Genomic DNA, 23,326 nt, shown 5'->3' with positions numbered 1-23,326 from the left:
CAAAGTCGCGCAGGTCCGCGACTTTCGGACCCGCTCGAAGGGAAGATCCTCGCCCCGCGGCGGATGTCCGCCGGGAAGGTGCGGGACGAGGATCTCTGTATGAAGCAGCTACTGGAGTTTCTCGGTGTCGCCCTGTTCTTGCAGGGCGCGGTCGGCCTGGTCCACAGCTTCACCGGCGAGCTGCGCGGCTGGGGCCTGATCCAGCGCTTCGGCTTCCTCGACGGTTACGAGACGTACGCGGGCGTGACGCTGATCGTGCTGGCCTGCGCCCTGTTCGCCGCACTGCGGAGCCTCGGGGACGACTGAGAGCAGCTCCGCGGACTTCCGCCTCAGCAGCCGCGGTCGACCAGGTCGAACGACGCGTAGTGGTCGGACGTGTAGTAGTCCTCCTGGTTCTTCTCGCCGGTGACGATGCGGCGGGCGCCGCGGTCGTCGGAGCCCGGCGTGACGACCGTGTACTCGTGGTAGTAGCCGGAGCTCTGCCGCGGAAGCTCACCCTCGCGGTTCTGGAAGACGGTGCCGTCCTGCGGATACGGGTAGGGGCCGCCCGCCTCGATCAGGTCGAGGGTGTCGTGTGCCTGGGAGGGCAGCGCGGAGTAGCAGATGTCACCGACGGCGGTGATGGAGTGCGAGACGGAAGGGGCCGGGGCCGCCGGAGCCGCGCTCGCCGCGACGGGGCCGCCGACGAGCAGGGCGGCGGCCAGGGCAGTGACGCTGACGATTCGTGGGGGGATTCGCATGGGTCCAGTGTGACGCGCGTAGAGGTTGTCGTGTCAACGACAAGTCAGGGGAATTTTCCGGGAGTTAACCCATCGGCGCCGATCCGAAAGCTCCGTGTCCGATTGCCGCCAGCCGAAGCCCGCCGGAACGCATTTCATTGAACCCGCAAGCACTTGACCCGCAAGCGCTCGAAGACGGCGATTCAGACGGAAGGCTCCGACATGTCTACTCTTACCGGCAAAACGGCCCTGGTCACCGGCGGCAGCCGCGGCATGGGCGCGGCGATCGCGCTGCGGCTCGCCCAGGAGGGCGCGGACGTGGCCCTCACCTACGTGCACAACGAGGCGGCCGCCGACGAGGTGGTCATGAAGATCCGGGCCATGGGGCAGCGCGGCTTCGCCGTCCGGGCGGACGCGGCGGACGCCGGGGACGCGGCAGGTGCGGTCGACCGCGCCGCCGACGACCTGGTCGGCCTGGACATCCTGGTGAACAACGCGGGGATCGGTGTCCTCGGCCCCATCGGTGATCTGACGCTCGCCGACATCGACCGGGTCATGGCCGTGAACGTACGAGGTGTCTTCCTGGCCTCGCAGGCGGCGGCCGCCCGGCTCCGCGACGGCGGGCGGATCATCACCATCGGCAGTTGCATGGCGCAGCGCGTCCCGGGCCCCGGCGGCACGCTGTACGCGACCAGCAAGGCCGCGCTGATCGGCCTCAACAAGGCGCTGGCCCGGGAGTTGGGCGGGCGCGGGATCACGGCGAACCTGGTCCAGCCGGGTCCGATCGACACCGACATGAACCCGGCGGGCGGCCCCTTCGCCGAGGGGCAAAGCGCCATGACCGCCCTCGGCCGTTTCGGCTCCGCCGACGAGGTGGCGTCCCTGGTCGGCTATCTCGCCGGGGACGACGCGGCGTACGTCACCGGCACCGAGTTGTCGGTGGACGGCGGTCACGCGGCCTGACGAGCCGGTGTCCGGGCGTGGGTGCGGGGCGCGCCGGGGCTGTCCACCCGGCGCGCCCCACGTTCAGCGGGGGCGGATCAGCCGCCCAGCTCCTGGTGGCGGGCCGCCAGCTTGGCCGCGCCGTCCTCGGTCAGCGAACCGAACAGGCGCAGACGGGAGATGCCGCCGTCCGGGAAGATGTCGATGCGGACGTGCGTGCCGACGACCGGTGCATCCAGGACGAAGCGGTGGTTGGTGTCGGGCTGCAGGCGGGTGCGGGGCAGCGCCTCGGCCCACTCGCCCGACGCGCCGTCGCGTACCGAAAGGGCTGCCCAGCCGGCCGAGTTGCCCTTGAGGTAGGCGGTGTCGATCTCGACCACGCGGATCTCGGACTGCTGGACGAGCTGGTAGCGGATCCAGTCGTTGCCGGTGTCGCGGCGGCGGCGGGTCTCCCAGCCGTCGTCCATCTTGCGGGAGCGGCCCGGCTGGATGGTGTTGGTGGCCGGGGAGTAGAAGCGATCGGACGCGTCCTCGACCTGGCCGCCGTTCTCCAGGGCGACGACATCGAATGTGCCGAGCGCGGCCAGCCACTTGGGGTCGGCGACGACCTCGCCGTACACGCGCAGACGGGCGATGCCGCCGTCCGGGTGCTGGTTGACGCGCAGGTGCGTGAAGCGCTGCTCGATGTCGACGGCGAAGCCGTTGGCGGCGTGGCCGCCGACGGGCGTGCGCGGGACGAGGGTCGTCCACTTCACGTCGTCGGCGCAGAGCTCCTCGGGCGTCGGCGAACCGTCGACGCTGGTGCCCTCCACGGAGACGGCCTGCGGGTAGTTGCCGCGGAAGTGGGCGGTGTCGATGACGATGCCGCGCACGATGCCGGGCGCGCCGAGCCGGACGAGCGCCCAGTCGTGGTCGTCTTCGGTGGGCCACGGGTGCTCGCCCGAGACACCGCGCCTGCGGCGGGTCTCCCAGCCGTCCATGACCTTGCCCTTGTGGCCGAAGTGCTCGGGGTCGAACACGGCCGGGTGCGCGAGCAGCAGGTTCTCGCGCATCGCGAAGAACTCGTCGTTGGCGGCGATCACACCGGCGCCGAGCTGCCGGTCGGCGAGGTTGGCGTACTGGGTGAAGGGGAAGTCGGCCGTGCGGTAGTCGGCGTAGGGCTCGCCGCCTCCGTAGGGGCTCGCGTCGCCGGTGAAGGTGGCCACGGGGGATATGTGCTGCGCCGTCACGTTTCAGTTGTTCCTTTCCAGAAGACGGCCTGCGGGTTCGCTGAACTCGCCGCCGTGCAGGATGCGTTCGCCGCGCAGCCAGGTGGACTTCACTACGCCGCTGAGGGTCTTGCCCGCGTACGCCGTGACTCGGTTCCGGTGCTGCAGCTCCGCGGGGTCCACGGTGAAGGTCTCGTCGGGCGCGAGGACCGCGAAGTCGGCGTCGCGGCCGGCCTCGATGGCGCCCTTCTGGTCGAGTCCGACCAGCTGTGCGGTGCGCGTGGACATCCAGCGCACCACGTCCTCGAGGGAGTGACCGCGCTTCCTGGCCTCGGTCCAGACGGCGGGCAAACTCAGCTGGAGCCCGGAGATGCCGCCCCACGCGGTCGCGAAGTCATCGGTCTTGAGGTCTGCGGTGGAGGGTGAGTGGTCCGTGACGACGCAGTCGATGGTGCCGTCCGCGAGCGCCTCCCACAGCAGGTCCTGGTTGCCGGCCTCGCGGATGGGCGGGCAGCACTTGAACTCGCTGGCGCCGTCGGGGACTTCCTCGGCGGTCAGGGTGAGGTAGTGCGGGCAGGTCTCGACGGTCAGCTCGACGCCCTCGCGCTTGGCGGCGGCGATGAGCGGCAGCGCGTCGGAGGAGGACAGGTGCAGGACGTGCACGCGGGCGCCGAGTCGCTTGGCGACGGCGATGAGCCCCTCGATCGCGGTGTCCTCGGAGATGCGGGGCCGGGTCTGGAGGTAGTCCGCGTACTTGGGGCCGCTCTTGTGCGGGGCGGCGTCCAGCTCGTGCGGGTCCTCCGCGTGCACGATCAGGAGTCCGCCGAACCCGGCGATCTCGGCCATGGAGGCGGTGAGCTGGTCCTGGTTCAGCTCGGGGAACTCGTCGACGCCCGAGGGCGAGAGGAAGCACTTGAAGCCGTAGACACCGGCGTCGTGCAGCGGCTTGAGGTCCTGGACGTTGTCGGGCAGGGCGCCGCCCCAGAAGCCGACGTCGATGTGCGCCTTGGTGCGGGCGACGTCCTGCTTGGTGCGCAGGTTGTCCACGGTCGTCGTCGGCGGCAGGGAGTTGAGGGGCATGTCGACGAGGGTGGTGATGCCGCCCGCGGCCGCGGCGCGGGTGGCGGTCCAGAAGCCCTCCCACTCCGTGCGGCCCGGGTCGTTCACGTGGACGTGGGTGTCGACGAGGCCGGGGAGCAGGGTGTCGTCGCCGAGGTCCTCCAGGCGGGCCCCGTCCGGCACTTCGGCGTCGTACGCGTCGACGGCCACGATCTTTCCGCCGGACACGGCGACCGAGGCGGCCCGGGCGCCCTGCGGGGTGATGACGCGGGTCGAGCGGAGCACCAGTTCCACGTTCGCGCCCGCCGCATCCGCGCCGACCGCCACCTCCACGTGCACGTCCTTTTCGGACACCCGCGTCCCCTTTCTGCTTTCTTCTGTTCCGCTACACAGACCTTTTGCTTCCGCTTAACGGAATTCAACGTTCTGTTGAAGGAGTTTTCACGCTTGCTCTCGCGACGTCAAGGGTGTGCTTGCCCACGACCTGCGCGGCCCGCGTCGGACTGGACGTTTCCACAACGTGGAATTAGAATTCCGCTGAACAGAACGTAGCTACGCACAACGAGGGCCGCGAGGGTTCGCGGGACAACCCCGCGAAGACACGGACAAAGGCCCCCTGACCGGCGACGACGGCATGCCGAGCGACAGCCCTCGCGAAGAACCGACCGGTAGGCTGCTTCCTTGCCCGCCAGCACCGAAAGGAACGCGCCGTGCCGACGTCAAGCGCCAGCGACGCCCCTGCTGAAATCGCCGCCTCCAAGACCCCTGCCGCGAGCGGTGGTGTCCAGTCCCTCGAGCGCGCCTTCGATCTGCTCGAGCGGATGGCGGACGCGGGGGGCGAGGTCGGTCTCAGCGAGCTCTCCGCCAGCAGCGGCCTTCCACTGCCCACGATCCACCGCCTCATGCGCACGCTGGTCGCCTGCGGGTACGTGCGTCAGCAGGCCAACCGCCGCTATTCGCTCGGCCCGCGGCTGATCCGCCTCGGCGAATCCGCGTCCCGGCTGCTCGGCACGTGGGCGCGGCCGTATCTCGCCCGGCTCGTCGAGGAGACCGGCGAGACGGCGAACATGGCGCTCCTCGACGGCGACGAGATCGTGTACGTCGCGCAGGTGCCGTCCAAGCACTCCATGCGGATGTTCACCGAGGTCGGTCGGCGAGTGCTGCCGCACTCCACGGGTGTCGGCAAGGCGCTGCTCGCGCACGCGTCGCCGGACGAGGTACGGGCGCTGCTCGCCCGCACGGGGATGCCGGCCGCGACGGAGAAGACGATCACCACGCCCGAGGGGTTCCTCGCCGCGCTCGACGACGTGCGCCGCACGGGGTACGCGGTGGACGACAACGAGCAGGAGATCGGCGTCCGGTGTCTGGCCGTGCCGGTGCCCGACTCCCCCACGGCCGCGGCGATCTCCATCTCCGGCCCGGCGGGCCGGGTGACGGAGGCGGCCACGGACAAGATCGTGCCGGTGCTGCAGCAGGTGGCGGTGGAGCTCTCCGCGGCGCTGGCTTCGGCGGGGCCTGGCTCCTGAGCCCCGCCCGTTCCCTGCCCCGCCGCTTCGCGCCGGATCTCTTCCCACCCACCCACCCGACCCCCGGCACCACAGCCATGCCGTAGGGGCTCCGCCGGGCGGGGACGTCTCGGCACCGCGGCCTTGCCGCAGGAGCCCTGCCTCGCCGCAGTCCCCCGGCAGCCCGGCACTCCGGCCTCACCCTAGAAACCCCGCCCGATGGCAGGCCTCCCTGCACCGCAACCTGGCCGCCCCCCGTCGGGTAGCCGCATCCGCTCTGAGGTCGGTGGCTTCGGCGGGGGTGGGCACTCGTCCCGGAGGCGGGATGCCGACGCAGCGCAGACCTGCCGGTGGGGCAATCGCCCCACCGGGGTCGCAATCCTGCCGGGCAAACTCCGCCGTGTGGTGGGCGCGTGCGTAGGTGACCGCCCGTGCGGCGGGGGTCATCGCGTCGTCTTGCGCCGGGCAGGGAACCGCCGGGGCGTGCGTCTCGCTGGTGCCCCGGGGAGGGTGGGTTACTGGTTGGCCAGGGCGAAGTCCGCTGTCGTCATTCTTCGTAGCGTGCGGCGCATGCCCTTTGGGGGTGGGGGTGCCGGGGCCGTGAGGACCGCGCACGTGGCGTGCGTGTGGATGTAGCGGTGGGTTCGGGGGATGTGGTGTCGGTGGGGGTGGGCGCCGATGACCAGGAGGGCGTCGGGGTGCGTTGCCAGGTCGCAGAGAACTCGCCCCGCGCGGCCCCGGATCACGCGGCGCTCGGAGGCGACGCCCGGCGGCGGCCCGCCGAAGACCTCGTCGAAGGCGCGGTCCAGGCGGGCCCGCGCCTCCGCGTGCCAGTGGCGCGCCCACGCCGGGTCGGGGTGGCGCAGGTAGAGCCCCTCGCCCTCGGGCGGCTCCCAGGCCAGGACGGCGACCAGGAGGCGACCTCCGCGCCGCGCCTGCTCCGCCCCCGCCCGCAGCGCCGCGAGGCTCGCGAGCGAACCGCTGACCCCGACCACCACCGCTTCCCGCCCTGACATCGTCATGCTCCTTCCCCAGGCCAAACGCCGACCGAAGTGCTCTGATCCGCAGTCTGTACGCTGATTGGCCTGGACAGCAGGGCCAATCGGCAGGAGTTGGCATGGCAGACACCCGCGTGGTCCACACCGTGGACAGAAGGCTCGGCAGCCGTCAGCTGGCCAAGCTGCTGACGGGCAGCGTCGGCGAACGCCCCGGCTACCGCGCGCTGGCGAGTGGCGTGTGCACGCTGCTCCTCGACGGTCGCATCCCCCTGCACACCCGGCTCCCCGCCGAACGCGAGCTGGCCTCGGCGCTGGCGATCAGCCGGGCCACGGTCACGGCGGCGTACGACGTGCTGCGCGAGGGCGGATACGCCATGAGCCGGCGCGGCGCCGGCACCTGGACCGAGCTGCCGCAGGGACAGCGGCCGTCCAGCGTCGCCGCCTTCCCCGCGGGCGACGGCGTCCTGGACCTGGCCGTCGCCGCGCCGGGCGCCCCGGAGGCCGAGCTCGGCGCCGCCCTCGCCGCCGCGGGCACGATGCTGGCCGAGCACGCGCCGACCCCGGGCTACCACCCGTACGGCATACCGGAGTTGAGGGCCGCCGTCGCCGAGCGCTTCACACGGCGCGGCCTGCCCACCCTCCCCGACCAGATCCTCATCACCACCGGCGCCCAGCACGCGCTGTCCCTGACCCTCGCCCTGCTGTGCCGCCCGGGCGACCGCGTCCTCGTCGAGAACCCCTCGTACCCGAACGCCCTGGACGCGATCCGCGGCGCGGGCCTGCGCGCCGTCCCCGTCCCCGTCACGGAGGACGGGTGGGACGCCGGCCTCGTCGAGTCGTCACTGCGGCAGGCGGCACCCCGACTCGCCTACCTCGTGCCGGACTTCCAGAACCCGACGGGCGCCCTGATGCCGCGTGAGCAGCGCGTACGCATCCTGGAGACCGCCCGCGCCACCGGCACCTGGCTGCTGATCGACGAGACCATCGCCGACATCGCGCTGGACGTGCCGCCGCCCGCCCCCTTCGCCTCGCTGGCGCCGCACGGTGCGGGCGAACAGGTCGTCACCGTCGGGTCGTTGAGCAAGACCCACTGGGGCGGGCTGCGGATCGGGTGGGTGCGGGCCGGATCCCGGCTGATCACCGAGCTGGCGACGAAGCGGGTACCGAGCGACATGTCGACACCCGTCATCGAACAGCTCGTGGCGCTGCATCTGCTGCGCGGCATGGACGGCGTCCTGAGCGAGCGGCTGCCGCGGCTGCGGGCCCAGCGGGACGCGCTCGCGGCGTCGCTGGCCCGTCACGTGCCGGAGTGGCGCTGGCGGACGCCGCAGGGCGGGCTCTCGCTCTGGGTGGACCTGGGCCGCCCGATCGCGTCCTCGCTGGCCCGCGCGGTGCTCGCGCAGGGCGTACGGATCGAGGGCGGCTCACGGTTCGGCGCGGATCCGGGGACGCACGAGCACCGGCTCCGCATCCCGTACACGCTGGCCGCGGACCTCTCGGAGCACGCCGTACGCCGACTGGCGACCGCCCTGTCGGGCGACCTGGGCCCCACGACGGGTGACGACGTCGGCCGCAGGCACTGGGTGGCCTGACCCCGACGGGGGCCGGGTCGGGATCGGGGTCGGGGTCGCGGCGTCCGCCACCGTGCCACTCCGTCGCGAGGTCGCACCAGGCGGCCGCAGAACCGATTCCCCAGCCCTACCGCCCGCCCGGTTCCCCGAATATCTCCACGGCCACCCGCACCGCCGCCAGGCCCGCCGCCAGCGCGCTGACCGAGCCGATCGCGCCGGCCACGAGCAGGAGGGACCTGCGCATCCTGGGGATCTCGGGGGCACCGCCGTACGCCATCTCCGCCAGCGCGGCCAGTTCGTCCTCGGCGATGCCTCGGTCGGTGAACTCGGCCGGGTGCGCGGCGAGCTCACGGCGCAGCCGGGCCACGGCGGCGCGCAACTCCGCCACCCGCGGGTCTTCGTCGCTCCCTGTCACGTGCCCTTGCCTCTGTTCCACGCTCCGCAACACAGCTCCCCCGCGCACACCGTCGTGCGGCTGTTCTCGTGCCGTTCCTCGGCTCCCCGGTTACTGGTCGGGCACCAGGGGACCGCGGGTCAGTAAACCGTTCCCGGGACGGGGTGCGCCACTTTGACGTACGCCTCCGGAGGCGGGTGGCGCGGACATCTCGTGTATCCAGGAGTCATGACGACGGAACCGATGAAGACGCAGGTTGACGGGGCGGGCGAGGTCGTCGGGCTACTGCTCGCCGCGGGGGGCGGACGGCGTCTCGGCGGGCGGCCGAAGGCGCTGCTCGAGCACGGGGGCAGGCCACTCGTGGAGCACGCCGTACGGGTGCTGCGCGAGGCGGGCTGCGCGCGGGTGCACGTGGTCCTCGGCGCGTCCGCCGACGCCGTACGCGCGCGGGCCTCGCTCCCCGGCTGCGTACTGGTCGACAACCCGGAGTGGGAGGAGGGCATGGGGTCGTCGCTGCGCGCCGGTCTCGCCTCGCTCGCGGGCACGGGTGCGTCCGCCGCGCTGGTCTCGCTGGTGGACCAGCCGGGGATCGGCGTGGCGGCGACGGCGCGGGTCCGTGCCGCGTACCGCTCACCGACGACGTTGGCGGCGGCCTCGTACGACGGGGTGCGGGGCCATCCGGTCCTGTTCGGGAGCGGCCACTGGGCGGGGATCAGGGCGAGTGCGGTCGGCGATCGGGGGGCACGCGATTACTTGCGGGAGCACAGGGGCGAGATCACGCTCGTGGAGTGTGGGGATGTGGCACAGGCGTACGACATCGACACGGCGGAGGATCTGCACCGCCTGGCGCCGGACCCGGGCGTCCTGCCGTCCGGCACCGGAACCCCGACCTCTGGAACTCCCGCCTCCGGAACCCCGGCCTCCGGGACCGCGGGAGGCCCGGCGCACGTGGAGTGACCGGCATGGCACTCAGCGACACGTTCTGTCGACGAGAAGAATCTCGACATCAACAAACCATTGAACTTCCACTATGAGGAAACTAGTATCCACTGACCAGAAGGCCCGTTACCTCGGACGGGGCCCCGAAGCCGTACCTCGGCTCCTGTGGCACCCAGTGCCACCGCGTCTGCCCGGCGGCTCGCCCGGCACCGTCCGTGCAGCTCTCTGAAGGAAGTGACAGGACATGTCCGCACTAGCGCCGTCGCCGCTGGCCATCGTCGACGCAGAGCCCCTGCCCCGGCAGGAAGAGGTGCTCACCGACGCGGCCCTCGCCTTTGTGGCCGAGCTGCACCGGATGTTCACGCCCCGGCGTGACGAGCTCCTCGCCCGGCGTGCCGAGCGCCGTGCAGAGATCGCCCGCACCTCCACCCTGGACTTCCTCCCGGAGACCGCCGCGGTCCGCCAGGACGACTCCTGGAAGGTCGCGCCGGCCCCGGCCGCGCTGAACGACCGCCGCGTGGAGATCACGGGCCCGACCGACCGCAAGATGACCATCAACGCCCTCAACTCGGGCGCGAAGGTCTGGCTCGCCGACTTCGAGGACGCCTCCGCTCCCACCTGGGAGAACGTCGTCCTCGGCCAGCTCAACCTGACCGACGCCTACGAGCGCCGCATCGACTTCACGGACGAGCGCAGCGGCAAGTCGTACGCCCTGAAGGGTGCCGACGAGCTCGCGACGGTCGTCATGCGTCCGCGCGGCTGGCACCTGGACGAGCGCCACCTCCAGGTCGAGGGCAAGGCCGTCCCCGGCGCGCTCGTCGACTTCGGCCTGTACTTCTTCCACAACGCCAAGCGCCTCATCGAGCTCGGCAAGGGCCCGTACTTCTACCTCCCGAAGACGGAGTCGTACCTGGAGGCGCGCCTCTGGAACGACATCTTCGTCTTCGCGCAGGACTACGTCGGCATCCCGCAGGGCACCGTCCGCGCCACGGTCCTCATCGAGACGATCACGGCCGCGTACCAGATGGAGGAGATCCTCTACGAGCTCCGCGACCACGCGTCCGGCCTGAACGCGGGACGCTGGGACTACCTCTTCTCCATCGTCAAGAACTTCCGTGACGGCGGCTCGAAGTTCGTCCTGCCGGACCGCAACCTGGTGACGATGACCGCCCCGTTCATGCGGGCGTACACCGAACTCCTCGTCCGCACCTGCCACAAGCGCGGCGCGCACGCGATCGGCGGCATGGCCGCGTTCATCCCGTCCCGCAAGGACGCGGAGGTCAACAAGGTCGCGTTCGAGAAGGTCGCGAACGACAAGGACCGCGAGGCCGGCGACGGCTTCGACGGCTCGTGGGTGGCCCACCCGGACCTGGTCCCGATCGCCATGAAGTCCTTCGACGCGGTCCTCGGCGACAAGCCCAACCAGAAGGACCGCCTGCGCGAGGACGTCTCCGTCGCGCCCGGCGACCTGATCGCCATCGACTCCCTCGACGCGAAGCCCACCTACGACGGCCTGGTCAACGCCGTCCAGGTCGGCATCCGCTACATCGAGGCGTGGCTGCGGGGCCTCGGCGCCGTCGCCATCTTCAACCTCATGGAGGACGCGGCCACGGCGGAGATCTCACGCTCGCAGATCTGGCAGTGGATCAACGCGGGCGTCGTCTTCGAGACGGGCGAGACGGCCACGGCCGACCTGGCCCGCAAGGTCGCCGCCGAGGAACTCGCCGCGATCCGCGAGGAGATCGGCGAGGAGGCGTTCACGTCCGGCAAGTGGCAGCAGGCCCACGACCTCCTCCTCCAGGTCTCCCTGGACGCGGACTACGCGGACTTCCTCACCCTTCCCGCGTACGAGCAGCTGCGCTGACACCTCGCACGCCAGAAGTACTCCACGCATCGCCCCCGGCACCGCACAGCGCCGGGGGCGACGTGCGTGGCACTTCGGCCATTTCGGGTGGCACCGCGACCAATCCGGGACCCCGTCCGCTACGTATCAGAGGTGTACGTCGGTCTGCGCCCTGGAGGGTCTGCGCGTGAATGAAGTCGTCCGCATCGGGTCACGGTCGGCGCCCGGGCCCGATCTGCAAGAGTTGCTCGCCCGGGTCGCCCGCGGTGATCAGCAGGCGTTCACCGGTGTCTACGACGCCGTGGCGGGCCCCGTTCTCGGGGTCGTGCGCGGAGTGCTGCGCGACCACGCCCAGTCCGAGGAGGTCACCCAGGACGTCCTGGTCGAGGTGTGGCGCACCGCGCCCCGGTACCGGGCCGACCGCGGTACCGCGATGACCTGGGTGCTCACGCTCGCGCACCGGCGTGCCGTGGACCGGGTCCGCTCCGTGGAGGCGGCCGCGGCCCGTGACCGCAAGGCCGCGCAGCTCGCCCGCACCCCCGCGTTCGACGAGGTCAGCGAGGAGGTCGAGGCGCATCTGGAGCGCGAACAGGTACGCCGGTGTCTGCGCGCCCTCACCGAGGTCCAGCGCCAGTCCGTGACCCTCGCCTACTACCGCGGCCTGACCTACCGCCAGGTCGCCGAGCTTCTCGCCCTCCCCTTGGGCACCGTCAAGACCCGCCTGCGCGACGGACTCATCCGACTGCGCGACTGCCTGGGGGTGAGCGCGTGAACAGCGCGGCCGACCTGCACACCCTGACCGGTGCCTACGCCGCCGACGCCCTGGACGACGCCGAGCGCGCGCAGTTCGAGGAGCACCTCGCGCTCTGTCCGTCCTGCGACCAGGAGGTACGGGAGCTGACCGCGACCGTCGCACGCCTGGCCCTCGCCTCCGCCGTCGCGCCCCCGCCCGCCTTGAAGGACGAGGTGCTCCGGCGCATCGGCACCGTCCGGCAGGACGTCCCGGACGTCCCGCCCGGCGGTCCGGACGACGCGGAGACCTTCCCTGGGCCCGCACCGGGCCGGACACACCGGGCCTACCGGTGGGCCCTCGCGGCCTGTCTCGCCGCAGTCGTCGGCCTCGGCGGCACCGCGGTCTGGCAGCACCAGCGCGCGGAGGACGCGCACGACCGGGTCCGGCAGGCTCAGGAGCAGACCCGGGAACAGTCGCGGGAACTCGCCGCCGTGCTCGCCGCCCCGGACGCCAGGACCCGTACGGGCGGGCTCGCGGACGGGGCCCGGGGCACGGTCGTCGTGTCCAAGAGCCTCGACAAGGCCGTGTTCGTCGCCGACGGCATGGCACGGCCCCCCAAGGGCAAGGTCTACCAACTCTGGTTCGACGACGGCGGATCCATGCGCTCGGCCGGCCTCATGGACCCCGACCGGTCCGCGGCGACGGTCCTCATGCGGGGCGGGATCGGCAAGGCGACCGGCATGGGCATCACGGTGGAACCGGCGGGCGGTTCGGACGCGCCGACCTCGTCTCCCGTGGCGTTGATGGAGCTGCCTGTCTGACCTTTCCCGTCCGACCTTTCAGTGTCTTTCGCGACGGACGGGGGATCCACCAATCCGCGCGGCCGTCGGCCTCGGATACCTCATGTGACGACAGAACGGAACCGCCGGAAACCGCACATCGACCTGGGGCGTGCCGCGGGCGGTGCTCTGAGCGGGGTGCTGGCCGGGTTCGCCGCCCTCGCCACGGCCGAGCTGCTGTCCTCCGCCGTGCGCCCCGAGGCCGGGCCGGTCGTGGCGGTCGGCGGCGCGGCCATCGACCGTACCCCCGCGTCCGTCAAGGACTGGGCGATCCGGGAGTTCGGCACCGACGACAAACTCGTCCTGCAGTCCGGCATCGTCACGGTGCTCGCGCTCCTGGCGATCGCGCTGGGGCTCCTCGCCCTGCGCCACCGCCGGCTCGGCGCCGCGGGTGTGCTGCTCTTCGGGGTGGTCGGTGCCCTGGCCGCCGTCTCCCGGCCGGATTCGTCCGGCTCCGTGGACGCGCTCCCCTCCCTGGTGGGTGCCGTGGCCGGTGCGGCGCTGCTGTACGGGCTCGCGGGCCGTCTCACCCCCGACTCCGAAGGGGACGCAGGGGATACGGGCGGCGCCGGGTGGGACCGGCGCGGGTTCCTGATCGCCGCGACCGCGGCCGCCGCGGCGTCGGCGGGCGTCGGCGCACTCGGCAGGTCGTTCAACGCCTCGCGCGGCAAGGACGCCATCGCATCCCGCGAAGGCATCGTGCTGCCCGCCCCCTCCTCGCCCGCCTCCGCCGTCCCCAGGGGTGCGCGGCTGCGCGTGCCGGGCATCAGCCCCTTCCTCACGCCCGCCGAGGACTTCTACCGGGTGGACACCGCACTGATCGTGCCCAAGGTGGACGCCGACGCCTGGCGGCTGCGGATCCACGGCAAGGGCGTGACGCGTGAGACGAACCTGTCCTTCCAGGACCTGCTGCGGCGTGAACTGGTCGAGCGGGACATCACGTTGACGTGCGTGTCCAACGAGGTCGGCGGCCTTTACGTGGGCAATGCCCGCTGGATCGGCGTACGGCTTGCGGACGTGCTCGCCGAGTGCGGGGTCGTGCCCCCGGCCCGGGGCGGCCCCGCGGACCAGCTGGTCGCGCGGTCCGTGGACGGCATGACCATCGGCACGCCCGTGGACGACGTGATGGACGGCCGCGACGCGCTGCTCGCGCTCGGCATGAACGGCGAACCGCTGCCGTTCGCGCACGGGTTTCCCGTCCGCATGGTGGTGCCCGGACTGTACGGATACGTCTCCGCCTGCAAGTGGGTCGAGGACATCGAGCTGACGACGTTCGACGCGTACGACCCCTACTGGGTACGGCGCGACTGGGCCGCCGAGGCCCCGGTCAAGACCCAGTCCCGCATCGACACTCCCAAGCCGTTCGCCAGGCCGGAGGCGGGCACGGTGATGGTCGCCGGGGTGGCGTGGGCGCAGCACCGCGGCATCGACAAGGTCGAGGTGCGCGTCGACGACGGCCCCTGGCAGATCGCCGACCTGGCCGCCGAGGACACGCGCGACACCTGGCGCCAGTGGTCCTTCCCCTGGAAGGCCGCTCCGGGCGGTCACACCCTCACGGTGCGGGCGACCGACCGTACGGGCGCCGTCCAGACGGCGAAACGGACCCGCACGAGCCCCGACGGGGCGAGCGGCCGGCATTTGGTGGTGGTCACCGTCACCTGACCCGGAACACCCCCGCACGCTCCACGCACGCCCACTCGCCTTTCGGGAGAAGCCATGAACACCACAGCCCCCCGCGTCCGCCGCGCCGCCGTCGCCTTCGCCTCGGCCGCGATCCTCCCCCTCGCCCTCACGGCCTGCTCCGACGACAGCAAGGACGACACCGCCGACGGCCCGTCCAAGAGCGCGGCCGCCGAGCCGTCCGAGACGATGGGCAGCATGACGGAGCCGTTCGGGCCCGCCTGTTCGTCCGTGCCCGAGGACGGCAAGGGCAGCTTCGCCGGTATGGCGGAGGAGCCCGTGGCCACGGCCGCGTCGAACAACCCCGCCCTGTCCACGCTGGTGACCGCGGTCAAGAAGGCCGGCCTGGTCGACACGTTGAACAACGCCGAGGACATCACCGTCTTCGCCCCGACGAACGACGCCTTCGCGAAGATCCCCAAGGCCGGCCTGGACAAGGTCCTGGCCGACAAGGACCGGCTCACCAAGATCCTGACGTACCACGTGGTGGGTCAGCGGCTCGCGCCCGAGGACCTGAAGAGCGGCTCCTACGACACGCTGGAGAAGTCGAAGCTCACGACGTCCGGTTCGGGAGAGTCGTACAAGGTGAACGACTCGGCGAACGTCGTCTGCGGCAACGTCGAGACGGCCAACGCCAACGTGCACATCATCGACACGGTCCTGATGCCGAAGAGCTGACATCGGCCGACCGCTGTCGCAGCCGCCGTCAGCCGAGGTGGGTCGACCAGTCCTGCTGGGCCGCGGGTTTCCCATGCAGATCGGGGACGCGCTTCAGCCAGGCGGGCCGGCCCTTCTCGGTGGCGGCGGCGCGCCGTGCGTCGGCGGCGGCCAGTTCGTCACGGGAGGGGAAGCACGTGGGCAGCCAGGCCGCCGAGGCGCGGGCGCGGGCCAGGAGATGGCCCACGTACGCCTCGCGCACCGCGTCCGGCGAGTCGAATCCCGGCTCGTCGGCGAGCCACGCGTCGGGGACGAGGGCGACGATCTCGCGGAGGACGTCCTCGGTGACGAGGGGCGCCAGTTCGGCGTCGGCGGCCGCCATGTCCGGGCCGTACGCCCCGAGGGCGTGGTGCCGGAAGTCGTACTCCTTGTCGGGGGCGGAGGCACCCCAGCGGTGGTGGAAGACGAGCGCGGCACCGTGGTCGATGAGCCACAGCTTCGGCTCGTGCACACCGAACGTGGGCCAGATCATCAGGTTCGAACTGTGCACCGTGCGGTCGACGTTCGCGGTGAGGGCGTCGAGCCAGACGACCTTGCCGGCCTCCAGCGGATCGACGTCGATCGCCTCCGGGGTGAAGTCCGCGGCGCCCGGCAGCAGATCCATGCCGAGGTTGAGGCCCGCGCTGGCGTGCAGCAGGTCCTGGACCTCCTGGTGCGGTTCGTCAGCGCCGACCGCCGGGTCGAAGTGGACCAGGACGAGTTCGGGAAAGCGCAGGCCGAGGCGGCGCGCGAGCTCGCCGACGATGATCTCGGCGACGAGCGCCTTGCGGCCCTGGGCGGATCCGGTGAACTTGACGACGTACGTCCCGAGGTCGTCGGCCTCGACGACACCGGGCACGGACCCGCCGGTCCGCAGCGGGTTCACATATCGAACAGCAGTCACATCACGCAGCACACCGGCCACTGTATGCCGGGGTCGGTGCGGGCACGATCAGGTTTTCGCGGGCACGCTCAGGTGGTGCCGAGGACGGCCCGCATCTCCTGCTCGATGATCTCCTGGAACGGGACGTCGTCCTGATTGCCGAGGACGACGCCGACCCACCCGCTGCCCTGATAGATGTTCCAGCTGGCGACGCTGCCGGGGTTGACGCCCGCGCGGCCGTTCAGCCACTGCCCGTCGATCAGGCTCACCGGCATCATGTACGTCGCGAACGCCGCGTCGGCGGGGGTGGAGCGGCCGCCCCTCAGGCCTCCCCCTCGCGGCGCCAGGGGGATCTTCGGAGCGGTGAGGAGTTCTGCGTAGGGCCGGTCCAGTACCGTGCCGTCGCCCAGCGCGTGGGCGAAACGGACCAGGTCGGGTGCGGTGGCGAAGCCGCCGTCCCCGGGGAAGTCGATGTAGCCGCGGGCCGGGTTCTTGCCCAGCTGGAGCGGGTCTGGGCTGCCCTTGTCCAGGTTGCGGACGGCGTCCACCCGGCTGCCGTCGGCCTGGCGCATGTACGAGTGCGCGATGTGCGGGTCGGTGAGCCACTGCGGTCTGGTGTAGAACGCGGTGCCGGTCATGCCGCACCGCTTGAAGACGTGCTCCTCCACGTAGTCCCAGTACGTCATGCCGGTCACCGCCTCCACGATCAGCGCAGGGATGGCGACCTCGGCACCGGCGTGGTCGGTGGGCGTGCCGGGCGGGCCCACCGGTTTCGTCTGCCGGGCCCACCCCTCGTAGAACTCGTGCACCTCCTCCCGGCTCCCGAAGACGCGTTGCGAGTCCTCCTCCGGGGTGTTGAGCCCGGACGTGCCGGAGAGCAGGTGGTGGATGGTCACCTTGTCGGCGATCTCCTCGGCGAAGCCCGACAGATGGGTTCCCACCGTGTCCGAGAGTCGCAGCTCGCCCCGCTGCGCCAGCTGCAGAACGGCCACGGCGCCGAACGGCTTGCCCGCCGACGACAGGTTGAACGCGACGCCCTCGTGGTTGCGGATCCTCTTCTCCTTGTCCGCCATGCCGTAGCTGCGGGACAGCACCGTCCGGCCCCGGTGCGACAGCAGTACGACGCCGGAGAACTTGTCCTCGGCGGCCAGCTTCGCCACGTAACGGTCGTAGGCGCCGCCCGGTCGTGTGTCCGGTGGGACCGCGCGGCGATCGGCCGGCGCCGGACCGGCGTGCGCCGCGCGGGCGCCCACCATCTGCGCGCCCCCGGTTGCCGCGCCCGCGGCCGCGAGGCCACCCCATCCGAGCAACCGCCGCCGCCCCACGCCCCGTACGGGATCCGAGCCCATGCCACGCCCCTCCTGATCGACGGACCGACCGTCCGTCGGTACGCGGCGGTCCGTGGCTCCACTCAAGGCGCGCGGCCGTTGCGGGGACGTATGCGTTTTCCGATACGCCCGCGATACACCGGTGCCACGGGGGCGTCAGGCGTTCAGCCGCTCCTCCAAGTGGACGGTCACCGTGTCTCCCTCCTCCTTGCCGATGGCCCTGCGCACCTCCGCCTTCACCGGCAGTTTGTGCGTACCGTCTCCCAGGGCCATGAACGAGCTCCGGAACGGATGACCGTCGATCGTGCCCCGGACCTTCACCAGGCCTCGGGTGCCGAAGAACTCGGCCGACTCGGGCCACACGACGTACGTCCAGCCTCCGACGGCCGGACTCTTCCGCAGGGTCGCGGTGAACTGCTTGTCCATCACTGATACCGCCTGTCCATGAGGTGACCCCTGTCGATGAGGTCTCGACGGAAGTAGGACCGCGGCGAGTGCGGAAAGTAACCGCTCCGGCCGGGCGGCGTGGTGGCCGGAGGCGTTGAGCCGCGGGTCCTAGGCGTGCAATGCCTTCCGCAGGCGTTCGCCGAACTCGGCCGGGTGGGTGGTCAGGCCGATGTGGCCGCCGGGGAAGTGCTGGAGTTCCGTACCGAGACGTTCGGCGAGGAAGGCGGCCGGGCGGTAGGGGAGCTCGCCGCGCGAGTCCTGACCGCAGGCGAGCACGAGCCGGTCCGCCAGGGCGTCGAGCCGGGCGACGTCGGGCGCGTACGACATGAAGCCCGGCACGATGCGTCCGACGAAGTACGGCAGGTCGCCCATGGTCCGCTCGGCCCGTGCCGCCGCCTGCGGCGGGAGTTCCGCCGGGGGCTCGGCGGTGTCGCCCTCCTTGCGCATGCCCGCGGCGAACACGGCCATCGCCGGCATCAGCCCTTGGTCGCGGAGCGTTTCGCGGACCCGCGCGAGCAGCGCGCGGTGCGCGGCGGCGTCCGGGAGGACTTCCACCACCGGCGGTTCGTGCACGACGACGCGTCGCACGCGTTCCGGGTGGGCGAGGAGCAGGTGCAGAGCGGTGATCGCTCCCGAACTTGAGCCGAACACCCGGGCGGGCGCGTCGGGCGAGAGCAGGTCGAGCAGCCGGGCCGCGTCCTCGGCGTGCTCCTCCACGCTCTGTTCCGCCTCCGGGTCGTCCAGCCTGCTCCCGCCCATCCCCCGTGGGTCGTACGTCACCACCGTGGAGGCGTCGGCCAGGTCGGCCGCCACCGTGGCGAGGGAGGCCGCGCCGCCCGTCCCTCCCGGGATCAGGAGCAGGAGCGGGCCTTGGCCGCGCACTTCGTAGTGCAGGGTCGCGCCGTTCACGCGCAGGGTTCCGACGGTCGGCTCGGTCATGCCTTCTCTTCTCCGGTTTCGCTCTCGGACGAGGGCCAGTGCTCAAGGAGGGTGTGCAGGGCGTCGAGTGCGCGCTTCCACGAGTCCTGGGCGGGGCGCTCGTGTGCGAATCCGCCCGCCGCCTCCAGCGCGACGAACCCGTGAAAGGTGCTGCGCAGCAGGCGGACCGCGTCGGTCAGGTCCGGTTCGGCCAGGCCGTAGGCGCGCAGCATGCCGTACGTCAGCTCGACCGCGCGCCGCGGACCCGGCGCGTCCGCGGCCGACGCGGGGTCGATGTCGATCGGGGTCTGCGTGGCCGTGTAGCGGCCGGGGTGCAGACGGGCGTAGTCGCGCCAGGCGTCCGCGAACGCGACCAGCGCGTCCTTGCCCGCCCGTCCCGCCGTCGCCTCCGCGATGCGGATCGTCTTCTCGTCCGCCGCGAGCAGCGCGATGCGCCCCCGCAGATCGTCGAGGCCGCGGACGTGCGCGTAGAGACTCGCGTCCTTCACGCCCAGCCGCCGCGCCACCTGAGACATGGTCAGCCGGTCGAGTCCGACCTCGTCCGCCAGCTCCGCGCCGGCGATCGTCACCCGCTCCGCCGTCAGTCCGGCCCGCGCCATGGACACCCCTCCAGCCATTCCTAGGGCCCTTAGGTTAAACCTAAGAGCCCTAGGAACGTGACCGAATATCCTCGCGGTCAGGTTTCGCGCAGTGCCTTCGCCAGGGCGCCGTCACCCGTCAGCCCGATCCGCCCGGTCCGCACGCCTTCGCCGAGGGTGAGTTCACCCCGGACGACGGCGGCGCACGTAGCGGCGTCCAGGTCGACACGGGCGTCGGGCTCACCCGGAGCCTCCCCCTCGCCGTACCCCTCGACGCCCCCGCCCGTCCGCACGTGGAACACGCCCTCGTCGAGCCGCACCTCCAGCACCCCTTCGGCGTCCAGCGCCGCCAGGGACCCCAGCAGCGGCAGTGCGAACCAGTGCGCCCGGACCGCGTCCGTGGGCCCGCGCTCCGCCAGAGCGGGGGCACCCCAGGCGGCGAGGGCCTGGAGGACCGGCAGCAACGCGCGGCCCCGGTCGGTCAGTTCGTAGACGTACGCCGCCGCGGGCGGGGGCAGCTTGCGGCGGGTGCTCAGGCCGTGCTGCTCCATGTCCTTCAGGCGCGACGCCAGGACGTCCGTGCTGACGCCGGGCAGGTCGGCGTGCAGGTCGGTGTAGCGGCGCGGGCCCGCGAGCAGTTCCCGGACGATCAGCAGGGTCCAGCGGTCGCCCACGGCGTCGAGGCCCCGGGCCGCGGCGCAGTACTGGTCGTAGCTCCGGCGGGGCCGGGCGGTGGCGTTCGGTCGCGGCGGCTGAGGTGGCATGCGGCATAGTCTATGCAAGTTGTTGGACTTTCCAAGCGCGGACTTGGTAAAACCAAGCAACACCGAGTGGCACACGTCGCGGGAGGCGCAGCGCATGGAGTTCCGGCAGTCGAGCAAGCTCAGCGAGGTCTGTTACGAGATCCGGGGCCCCGTCATCGAGCACGCCAACGCGCTGGAGGAGGCGGGCCACAGCGTCCTGCGCCTCAACACTGGCAACCCCGCGCTCTTCGGCTTCGAGGCGCCCGAGGAGATCGTCCAGGACATGATCCGGATGCTCCCCCAGGCGCACGGCTACACGGACTCGCGCGGTGTCCTCTCCGCCCGCCGCGCGGTCGCCCAGCGCTACCAGGCGCTCGGCCTGGACGACGTCTCCGTGGACGACGTTTTCCTCGGCAACGGCGTGTCCGAGCTGGTCACGATGGCGGTGCAGGCCCTCTTGGAGGACGGCGACGAAGTCCTCGTCCCGGCCCCCGACTTCCCCCTGTGGACCGCCGTGACGACCCTCTCCGGAGGCAAGGCCGTCCACTACGTGTGCGATGAGTCCGCCGACTGGTACCCCGACCTCGACGACATGGCCTCGAAGATCACCGACCGCACCAAGGCCGTCGTGATCATCAACCCCAACAACCCCACGGGCGCGGTCTATCCGAAGGAGATCCTGGAGGGCATCCTCGACCTGGCCCGCCGGCACGGCCTGATGGTCTTCGCCGACGAGATCTACGACCAGATCCTGTACGACGACGCCGTGCACCACAGCGTCGCCGCCCTCGCCCCCGACCTCGTCGTCCTCACCTTCTGCGGTCTTTCGAAGACCTACCGGGTGGCCGGTTTCCGGTCCGGGTGGATGGTCGTCACCGGGCCGCGGCAGCACGCCAAGAGCTACCTGGAGGGGCTGACGATGCTCGCCTCCATGCGGCTGTGCCCGAACGCCCCCGCGCAGTACGCCATTCAAGCGGCGCTCGGCGGCCGTCAGTCCATCCGTGAACTCACCGCGCCCGGCGGTCGGCTGCACGAGCAGCGCGACAGGGCCTGGGAGAAGCTGAACGAGATCCCCGGTGTCTCGTGCGTGAAGCCGAAGGGCGCCCTGTACGCGTTCCCGCGCCTGGACCCGAAGGTCCACCCGATCCACGACGACGAGAAGTTCGTGCTCGACCTCCTCCTCCAGGAGAAGATCCAGGTCGTCCAGGGCACGGGCTTCAACTGGGCCCGCCCCGACCACTTCCGCATCCTCACGCTTCCGTACGCTGACGACCTGGACGCGGCGATCAGCCGCATCGGCCGCTTCCTGAGCGGCTACCGCCAGTGACGCCGGCCACGGCGCCGACCTCCGGGAGCACCGTGCCGCCCTGCACCGACTGCGGACGACCCGTCCTCACGCAGTTCGCCTCGCCCGACCTCGTCGCGCCCATCGTGTACGAGGGCTTCGACCGCGCCGCCGACCCGGCCTGGCGCACCTCGGGCGCCGCCACCCTCGACGACTACGCGCGCTGGTGCGGGCACCTGTGCGGCCTGACGTGCTTCCGGATGGCGCTCGGTCCGTCCGCGCCGCCCCTGTTCGAACTGCGGGACGGCGCGCTCAAGTACGGCGCGTACACCGAGGTGGACGGGGTCATCAAGGGCATGGTCTACGCCCCGTTCGCCGAGTACGCGCGCGACGCGTTCGGCGTCGACGCCGAAGTCCACCGGCACCTCTCCGTCGCCGAGATCGGCCCCCTCCTCGACGAGGGACGGCAGGTCGTCGCCTCGGTGCACTTCGAGATCCGCCGCCCGCACCTCCCGTCGCCGGGCAGGGGCGGCCACCTGGTCCTGCTCACCGGGCGCACGGCCGACGGCCGCCTGCACTTCCACAATCCGTCCGGCATCGACGCGGCGACCCGCACGGCGGCGCTCACCGCCGACGCGTTCGAGCCGTTCTTCGCCGGGCGCGGGGTGTCACTGCGCTGACAGGTGGTCACCGCGGCTGCCAGGATGGCGCCATGATGCGTGGAGGCAAGGTCGCCGTCGTGGGCGGCAGCATCGCCGGATGCGCCGCGGCCCTGGCCGCGCACCGCGGCGGCGCGGACGAGATCACCGTGTACGAACGGGCCGCCGGGGACCTCGCGGACCGCGGCGTGGGGCTCGCGGTGCACGACTCGCGCTACGCCGAGCTGGAGTCGGCCGGATACCTCGACGCGGGCATGCCGTGGGTGCAGCTCGTGCGGCGGCGCTGGTACGTGCGGGACGACGCGTCCGGCACCCCGGTGGGCCGGGAGATCGCCGTGATGCCGTTCCCCTTCCGTACGTACAACTGGGGCCCTCTGTGGCGGGAGCTGCGCGGCCGCGTTCCGGGGGACGTGGACTTCCGTGCCGGGTCCCCGGTGCGGCACCTGCGTCCCGGGCCCGACGGCGTCGAGGTGACCACGGACACGGACAGCACCCGTCACGACCTCGTGATCGGCGCCGACGGCTACCGCTCCGCCGTCCGCGCCGCCCGCTTCGCGGACGTACGCCCCGCCTACGCGGGCTATCTCGCCTGGCGCGGCGCCTTCCCCGAGGCCCGGCTCGCCGATCCGGAGCTGTGGGCCGAGGACGACTGCGTGTACGCCGTCTTCCCGGGCGGGCACGTGATCATCTACCGCATCCCCGACGGCGCGGGCGGCCACCGGGTCAACTGGGTCCTGTACACCGCGCCGCCGCCGGACCTCGACCTCGGGCTCGGCCTCGACCTGCGGCTCACCGGCCCCACGAGCCTGCCGCCCGGCGGCCTCACCGACGCGCTCACCGCCCACCTCGGCTTCGTGGCCGACGAGCTCCTGCCGCCCTACTGGGGCGCACTGCTGCGCGAGACGGCGCCCGACGAGCTCTTCCTCCAGCCCATGTACGACTTCACGGCGCCGCGCTGCACGGCGGACCGCGTCCTGCTCGTCGGCGACGCGGCGGCGGTGGCCCGGCCGCACACGGGCGCGGGCGCGGTCAAGGCGCTGCAGGACGCCACGGTCCTGGAGTCCGCCCTCGCCACGGCGGACACCTGGGACGACGCCCTGGACACGTACGACACCGACCGCACGGTCTCCGGGCGCGCGATGGTGGACCTGGGACGGCGGCTCGGCGGGGCGCTCGTCCAGGCGACGCCGGACTGGCGGGCGATGGACCAGGCCGCGATGGAGACGTGGTGGAGGCGGGCCGACGGGTCGGGGGCCTTCGGGGGGCGCGTGCTCAAGCGCTGATGCGGTGCCAGGTGCTCGGCACGTCATGCGTGGTCAGACGGTCGCTCCACGTACC

At 71.9% G+C, this 23,326-nt stretch carries 23 protein-coding genes and 1 pseudogene; 13 read left to right on the top strand and 11 right to left on the bottom strand.

Annotation, left to right across the window (positions count from 1 at the left end; all coding sequences use genetic code 11):
* Window positions 1-99 precede the first annotated feature (99 nt).
* Window positions 100-306, top strand: a complete 207-nt coding sequence (locus AC07DO_RS17795; RefSeq protein WP_479060592.1) for a hypothetical protein — start codon at window positions 100-102, stop codon at window positions 304-306.
* A 23-nt stretch (window positions 307-329) separates the two neighbouring features.
* On the opposite strand, the gene AC07DO_RS17790 is transcribed toward AC07DO_RS17795, so the two are convergent.
* Window positions 330-740: a ribonuclease gene (locus AC07DO_RS17790; protein ID WP_479060590.1), complete on the bottom strand. Its 411-nt coding sequence runs from the start codon at window positions 738-740 to the stop codon at window positions 330-332.
* 201 nt (window positions 741-941) lie between these two features.
* Between AC07DO_RS17790 and AC07DO_RS17785 the strand changes: the two genes are divergently transcribed.
* Window positions 942-1,682, top strand: a complete 741-nt coding sequence (locus tag AC07DO_RS17785; RefSeq protein WP_479060589.1) for an SDR family oxidoreductase — start codon at window positions 942-944, stop codon at window positions 1,680-1,682.
* Between the two features lie 77 nt (window positions 1,683-1,759).
* Here AC07DO_RS17785 and alc read toward each other — a convergent pair whose 3' ends face one another.
* Both alc and allB read right to left on the bottom strand, forming a co-directional pair.
* On the bottom strand, window positions 1,760-2,890 hold the full coding sequence (gene alc, locus AC07DO_RS17780; protein WP_479060588.1) for an allantoicase: 1,131 nt from the start codon (window positions 2,888-2,890) through the stop codon (window positions 1,760-1,762).
* Between the two features lie 3 nt (window positions 2,891-2,893).
* Window positions 2,894-4,282 carry an allantoinase AllB gene (allB, locus tag AC07DO_RS17775; RefSeq protein ID WP_479060586.1) on the bottom strand — a complete coding sequence of 463 codons (1,389 nt, stop codon included), beginning with the start codon at window positions 4,280-4,282 and terminating at the stop codon, window positions 2,894-2,896.
* Window positions 4,283-4,638: 356 nt separating this feature from the next.
* Between allB and AC07DO_RS17770 the strand changes: the two genes are divergently transcribed.
* Entirely contained in the window at window positions 4,639-5,454 is an 816-nt protein-coding gene (locus AC07DO_RS17770; protein ID WP_479060584.1) for an IclR family transcriptional regulator, read from the top strand.
* Window positions 5,455-5,948: 494 nt separating this feature from the next.
* On the opposite strand, the gene AC07DO_RS17765 is transcribed toward AC07DO_RS17770, so the two are convergent.
* Entirely contained in the window at window positions 5,949-6,449 is a 501-nt protein-coding gene (locus AC07DO_RS17765) for a universal stress protein (RefSeq protein WP_479060583.1), read from the bottom strand.
* Between the two features lie 101 nt (window positions 6,450-6,550).
* Here AC07DO_RS17765 and yczR point away from each other — a divergent pair, with 101 nt between their 5' ends.
* Window positions 6,551-8,023 (top strand): MocR-like transcription factor YczR, encoded by a 1,473-nt coding sequence (yczR, locus tag AC07DO_RS17760; protein ID WP_479060581.1) that lies wholly within the window; start codon window positions 6,551-6,553, stop codon window positions 8,021-8,023.
* A 106-nt stretch (window positions 8,024-8,129) separates the two neighbouring features.
* Here the strand turns inward: yczR and AC07DO_RS17755 are convergent, their stop codons facing one another.
* Window positions 8,130-8,417, bottom strand: coding sequence for a DUF5955 family protein (locus AC07DO_RS17755; protein WP_479060579.1), 288 nt, complete (start codon window positions 8,415-8,417; stop codon window positions 8,130-8,132).
* Window positions 8,418-8,639: 222 nt separating this feature from the next.
* Here AC07DO_RS17755 and AC07DO_RS17750 point away from each other — a divergent pair.
* The 6 genes and pseudogenes from AC07DO_RS17750 to AC07DO_RS17725 all read left to right on the top strand — a co-directional run.
* Window positions 8,640-9,242 (top strand): annotated as a pseudogene (locus AC07DO_RS17750) (nucleotidyltransferase family protein); the annotation flags it as partial.
* Window positions 9,243-9,579: 337 nt separating this feature from the next.
* On the top strand, window positions 9,580-11,199 hold the full coding sequence (gene aceB, locus AC07DO_RS17745; protein ID WP_479060577.1) for a malate synthase A: 1,620 nt from the start codon (window positions 9,580-9,582) through the stop codon (window positions 11,197-11,199).
* A gap of 166 nt (window positions 11,200-11,365) precedes the next feature.
* Window positions 11,366-11,950: a sigma-70 family RNA polymerase sigma factor gene (locus AC07DO_RS17740; RefSeq protein ID WP_479060575.1), complete on the top strand. Its 585-nt coding sequence runs from the start codon at window positions 11,366-11,368 to the stop codon at window positions 11,948-11,950.
* Complete coding sequence (locus tag AC07DO_RS17735; protein ID WP_479060574.1) at window positions 11,947-12,732, top strand: anti-sigma factor; 786 nt, start codon at window positions 11,947-11,949, stop codon at window positions 12,730-12,732. Before AC07DO_RS17740 ends, AC07DO_RS17735 begins: the two co-directional genes overlap by 4 nt.
* An 84-nt stretch (window positions 12,733-12,816) precedes the next feature.
* On the top strand, window positions 12,817-14,412 hold the full coding sequence (locus tag AC07DO_RS17730; protein WP_479060572.1) for a sulfite oxidase: 1,596 nt from the start codon (window positions 12,817-12,819) through the stop codon (window positions 14,410-14,412).
* A 54-nt stretch (window positions 14,413-14,466) separates the two neighbouring features.
* A complete protein-coding gene (locus tag AC07DO_RS17725) occupies window positions 14,467-15,108 on the top strand; it encodes a fasciclin domain-containing protein (RefSeq protein ID WP_479060571.1) in 642 nt (213 codons plus the stop codon).
* Between the two features lie 28 nt (window positions 15,109-15,136).
* On the opposite strand, the gene AC07DO_RS17720 is transcribed toward AC07DO_RS17725, so the two are convergent.
* From AC07DO_RS17720 to AC07DO_RS17695, 6 genes are all read right to left on the bottom strand, one after another.
* Window positions 15,137-16,042 (bottom strand): HipA family kinase, encoded by a 906-nt coding sequence (locus AC07DO_RS17720; protein WP_479060569.1) that lies wholly within the window; start codon window positions 16,040-16,042, stop codon window positions 15,137-15,139.
* Window positions 16,043-16,098: 56 nt separating this feature from the next.
* Window positions 16,099-17,358, bottom strand: a complete 1,260-nt coding sequence (locus AC07DO_RS17715) for a serine hydrolase domain-containing protein (protein ID WP_479060567.1) — start codon at window positions 17,356-17,358, stop codon at window positions 16,099-16,101.
* Between the two features lie 135 nt (window positions 17,359-17,493).
* Window positions 17,494-17,763 carry a DUF1905 domain-containing protein gene (locus AC07DO_RS17710; RefSeq protein WP_479060566.1) on the bottom strand — a complete coding sequence of 90 codons (270 nt, stop codon included), beginning with the start codon at window positions 17,761-17,763 and terminating at the stop codon, window positions 17,494-17,496.
* Window positions 17,764-17,892: 129 nt separating this feature from the next.
* A complete protein-coding gene (locus tag AC07DO_RS17705) occupies window positions 17,893-18,723 on the bottom strand; it encodes an alpha/beta fold hydrolase (RefSeq protein ID WP_479060565.1) in 831 nt (276 codons plus the stop codon).
* Window positions 18,720-19,322, bottom strand: coding sequence for a TetR/AcrR family transcriptional regulator (locus AC07DO_RS17700; RefSeq protein ID WP_479060739.1), 603 nt, complete (start codon window positions 19,320-19,322; stop codon window positions 18,720-18,722). The genes AC07DO_RS17705 and AC07DO_RS17700 overlap by 4 nt, the downstream gene beginning before the upstream one ends.
* 77 nt (window positions 19,323-19,399) lie before the next feature.
* On the bottom strand, window positions 19,400-20,065 hold the full coding sequence (locus AC07DO_RS17695) for a winged helix-turn-helix transcriptional regulator (protein WP_479060564.1): 666 nt from the start codon (window positions 20,063-20,065) through the stop codon (window positions 19,400-19,402).
* Between the two features lie 94 nt (window positions 20,066-20,159).
* Between AC07DO_RS17695 and AC07DO_RS17690 the strand changes: the two genes are divergently transcribed.
* Genes AC07DO_RS17690 through AC07DO_RS17680 form a run of 3 tightly spaced genes read left to right on the top strand, consistent with a single transcriptional unit; the run spans window position 20,160 to window position 23,271 of the window.
* Window positions 20,160-21,371 (top strand): pyridoxal phosphate-dependent aminotransferase, encoded by a 1,212-nt coding sequence (locus AC07DO_RS17690; protein ID WP_479060562.1) that lies wholly within the window; start codon window positions 20,160-20,162, stop codon window positions 21,369-21,371.
* A 32-nt stretch (window positions 21,372-21,403) separates the two neighbouring features.
* The gene (locus AC07DO_RS17685) at window positions 21,404-22,009 is read left to right on the top strand and encodes a cysteine peptidase family C39 domain-containing protein (protein ID WP_479060560.1); all 606 of its coding nucleotides are present in this window, start codon (window positions 21,404-21,406) and stop codon (window positions 22,007-22,009) included.
* Window positions 22,010-22,044: 35 nt separating this feature from the next.
* A complete protein-coding gene (locus AC07DO_RS17680; RefSeq protein WP_479060738.1) occupies window positions 22,045-23,271 on the top strand; it encodes an FAD-dependent monooxygenase in 1,227 nt (408 codons plus the stop codon).
* Window positions 23,272-23,326: the final 55 nt, after the last annotated feature.

Source organism: Streptomyces sp. NPDC045678 (assembly GCF_056432085.1).
The sequence above is the reverse complement of the archived record's forward strand: the minus strand, read 5'-3'. Positions and strand labels throughout refer to the sequence as shown.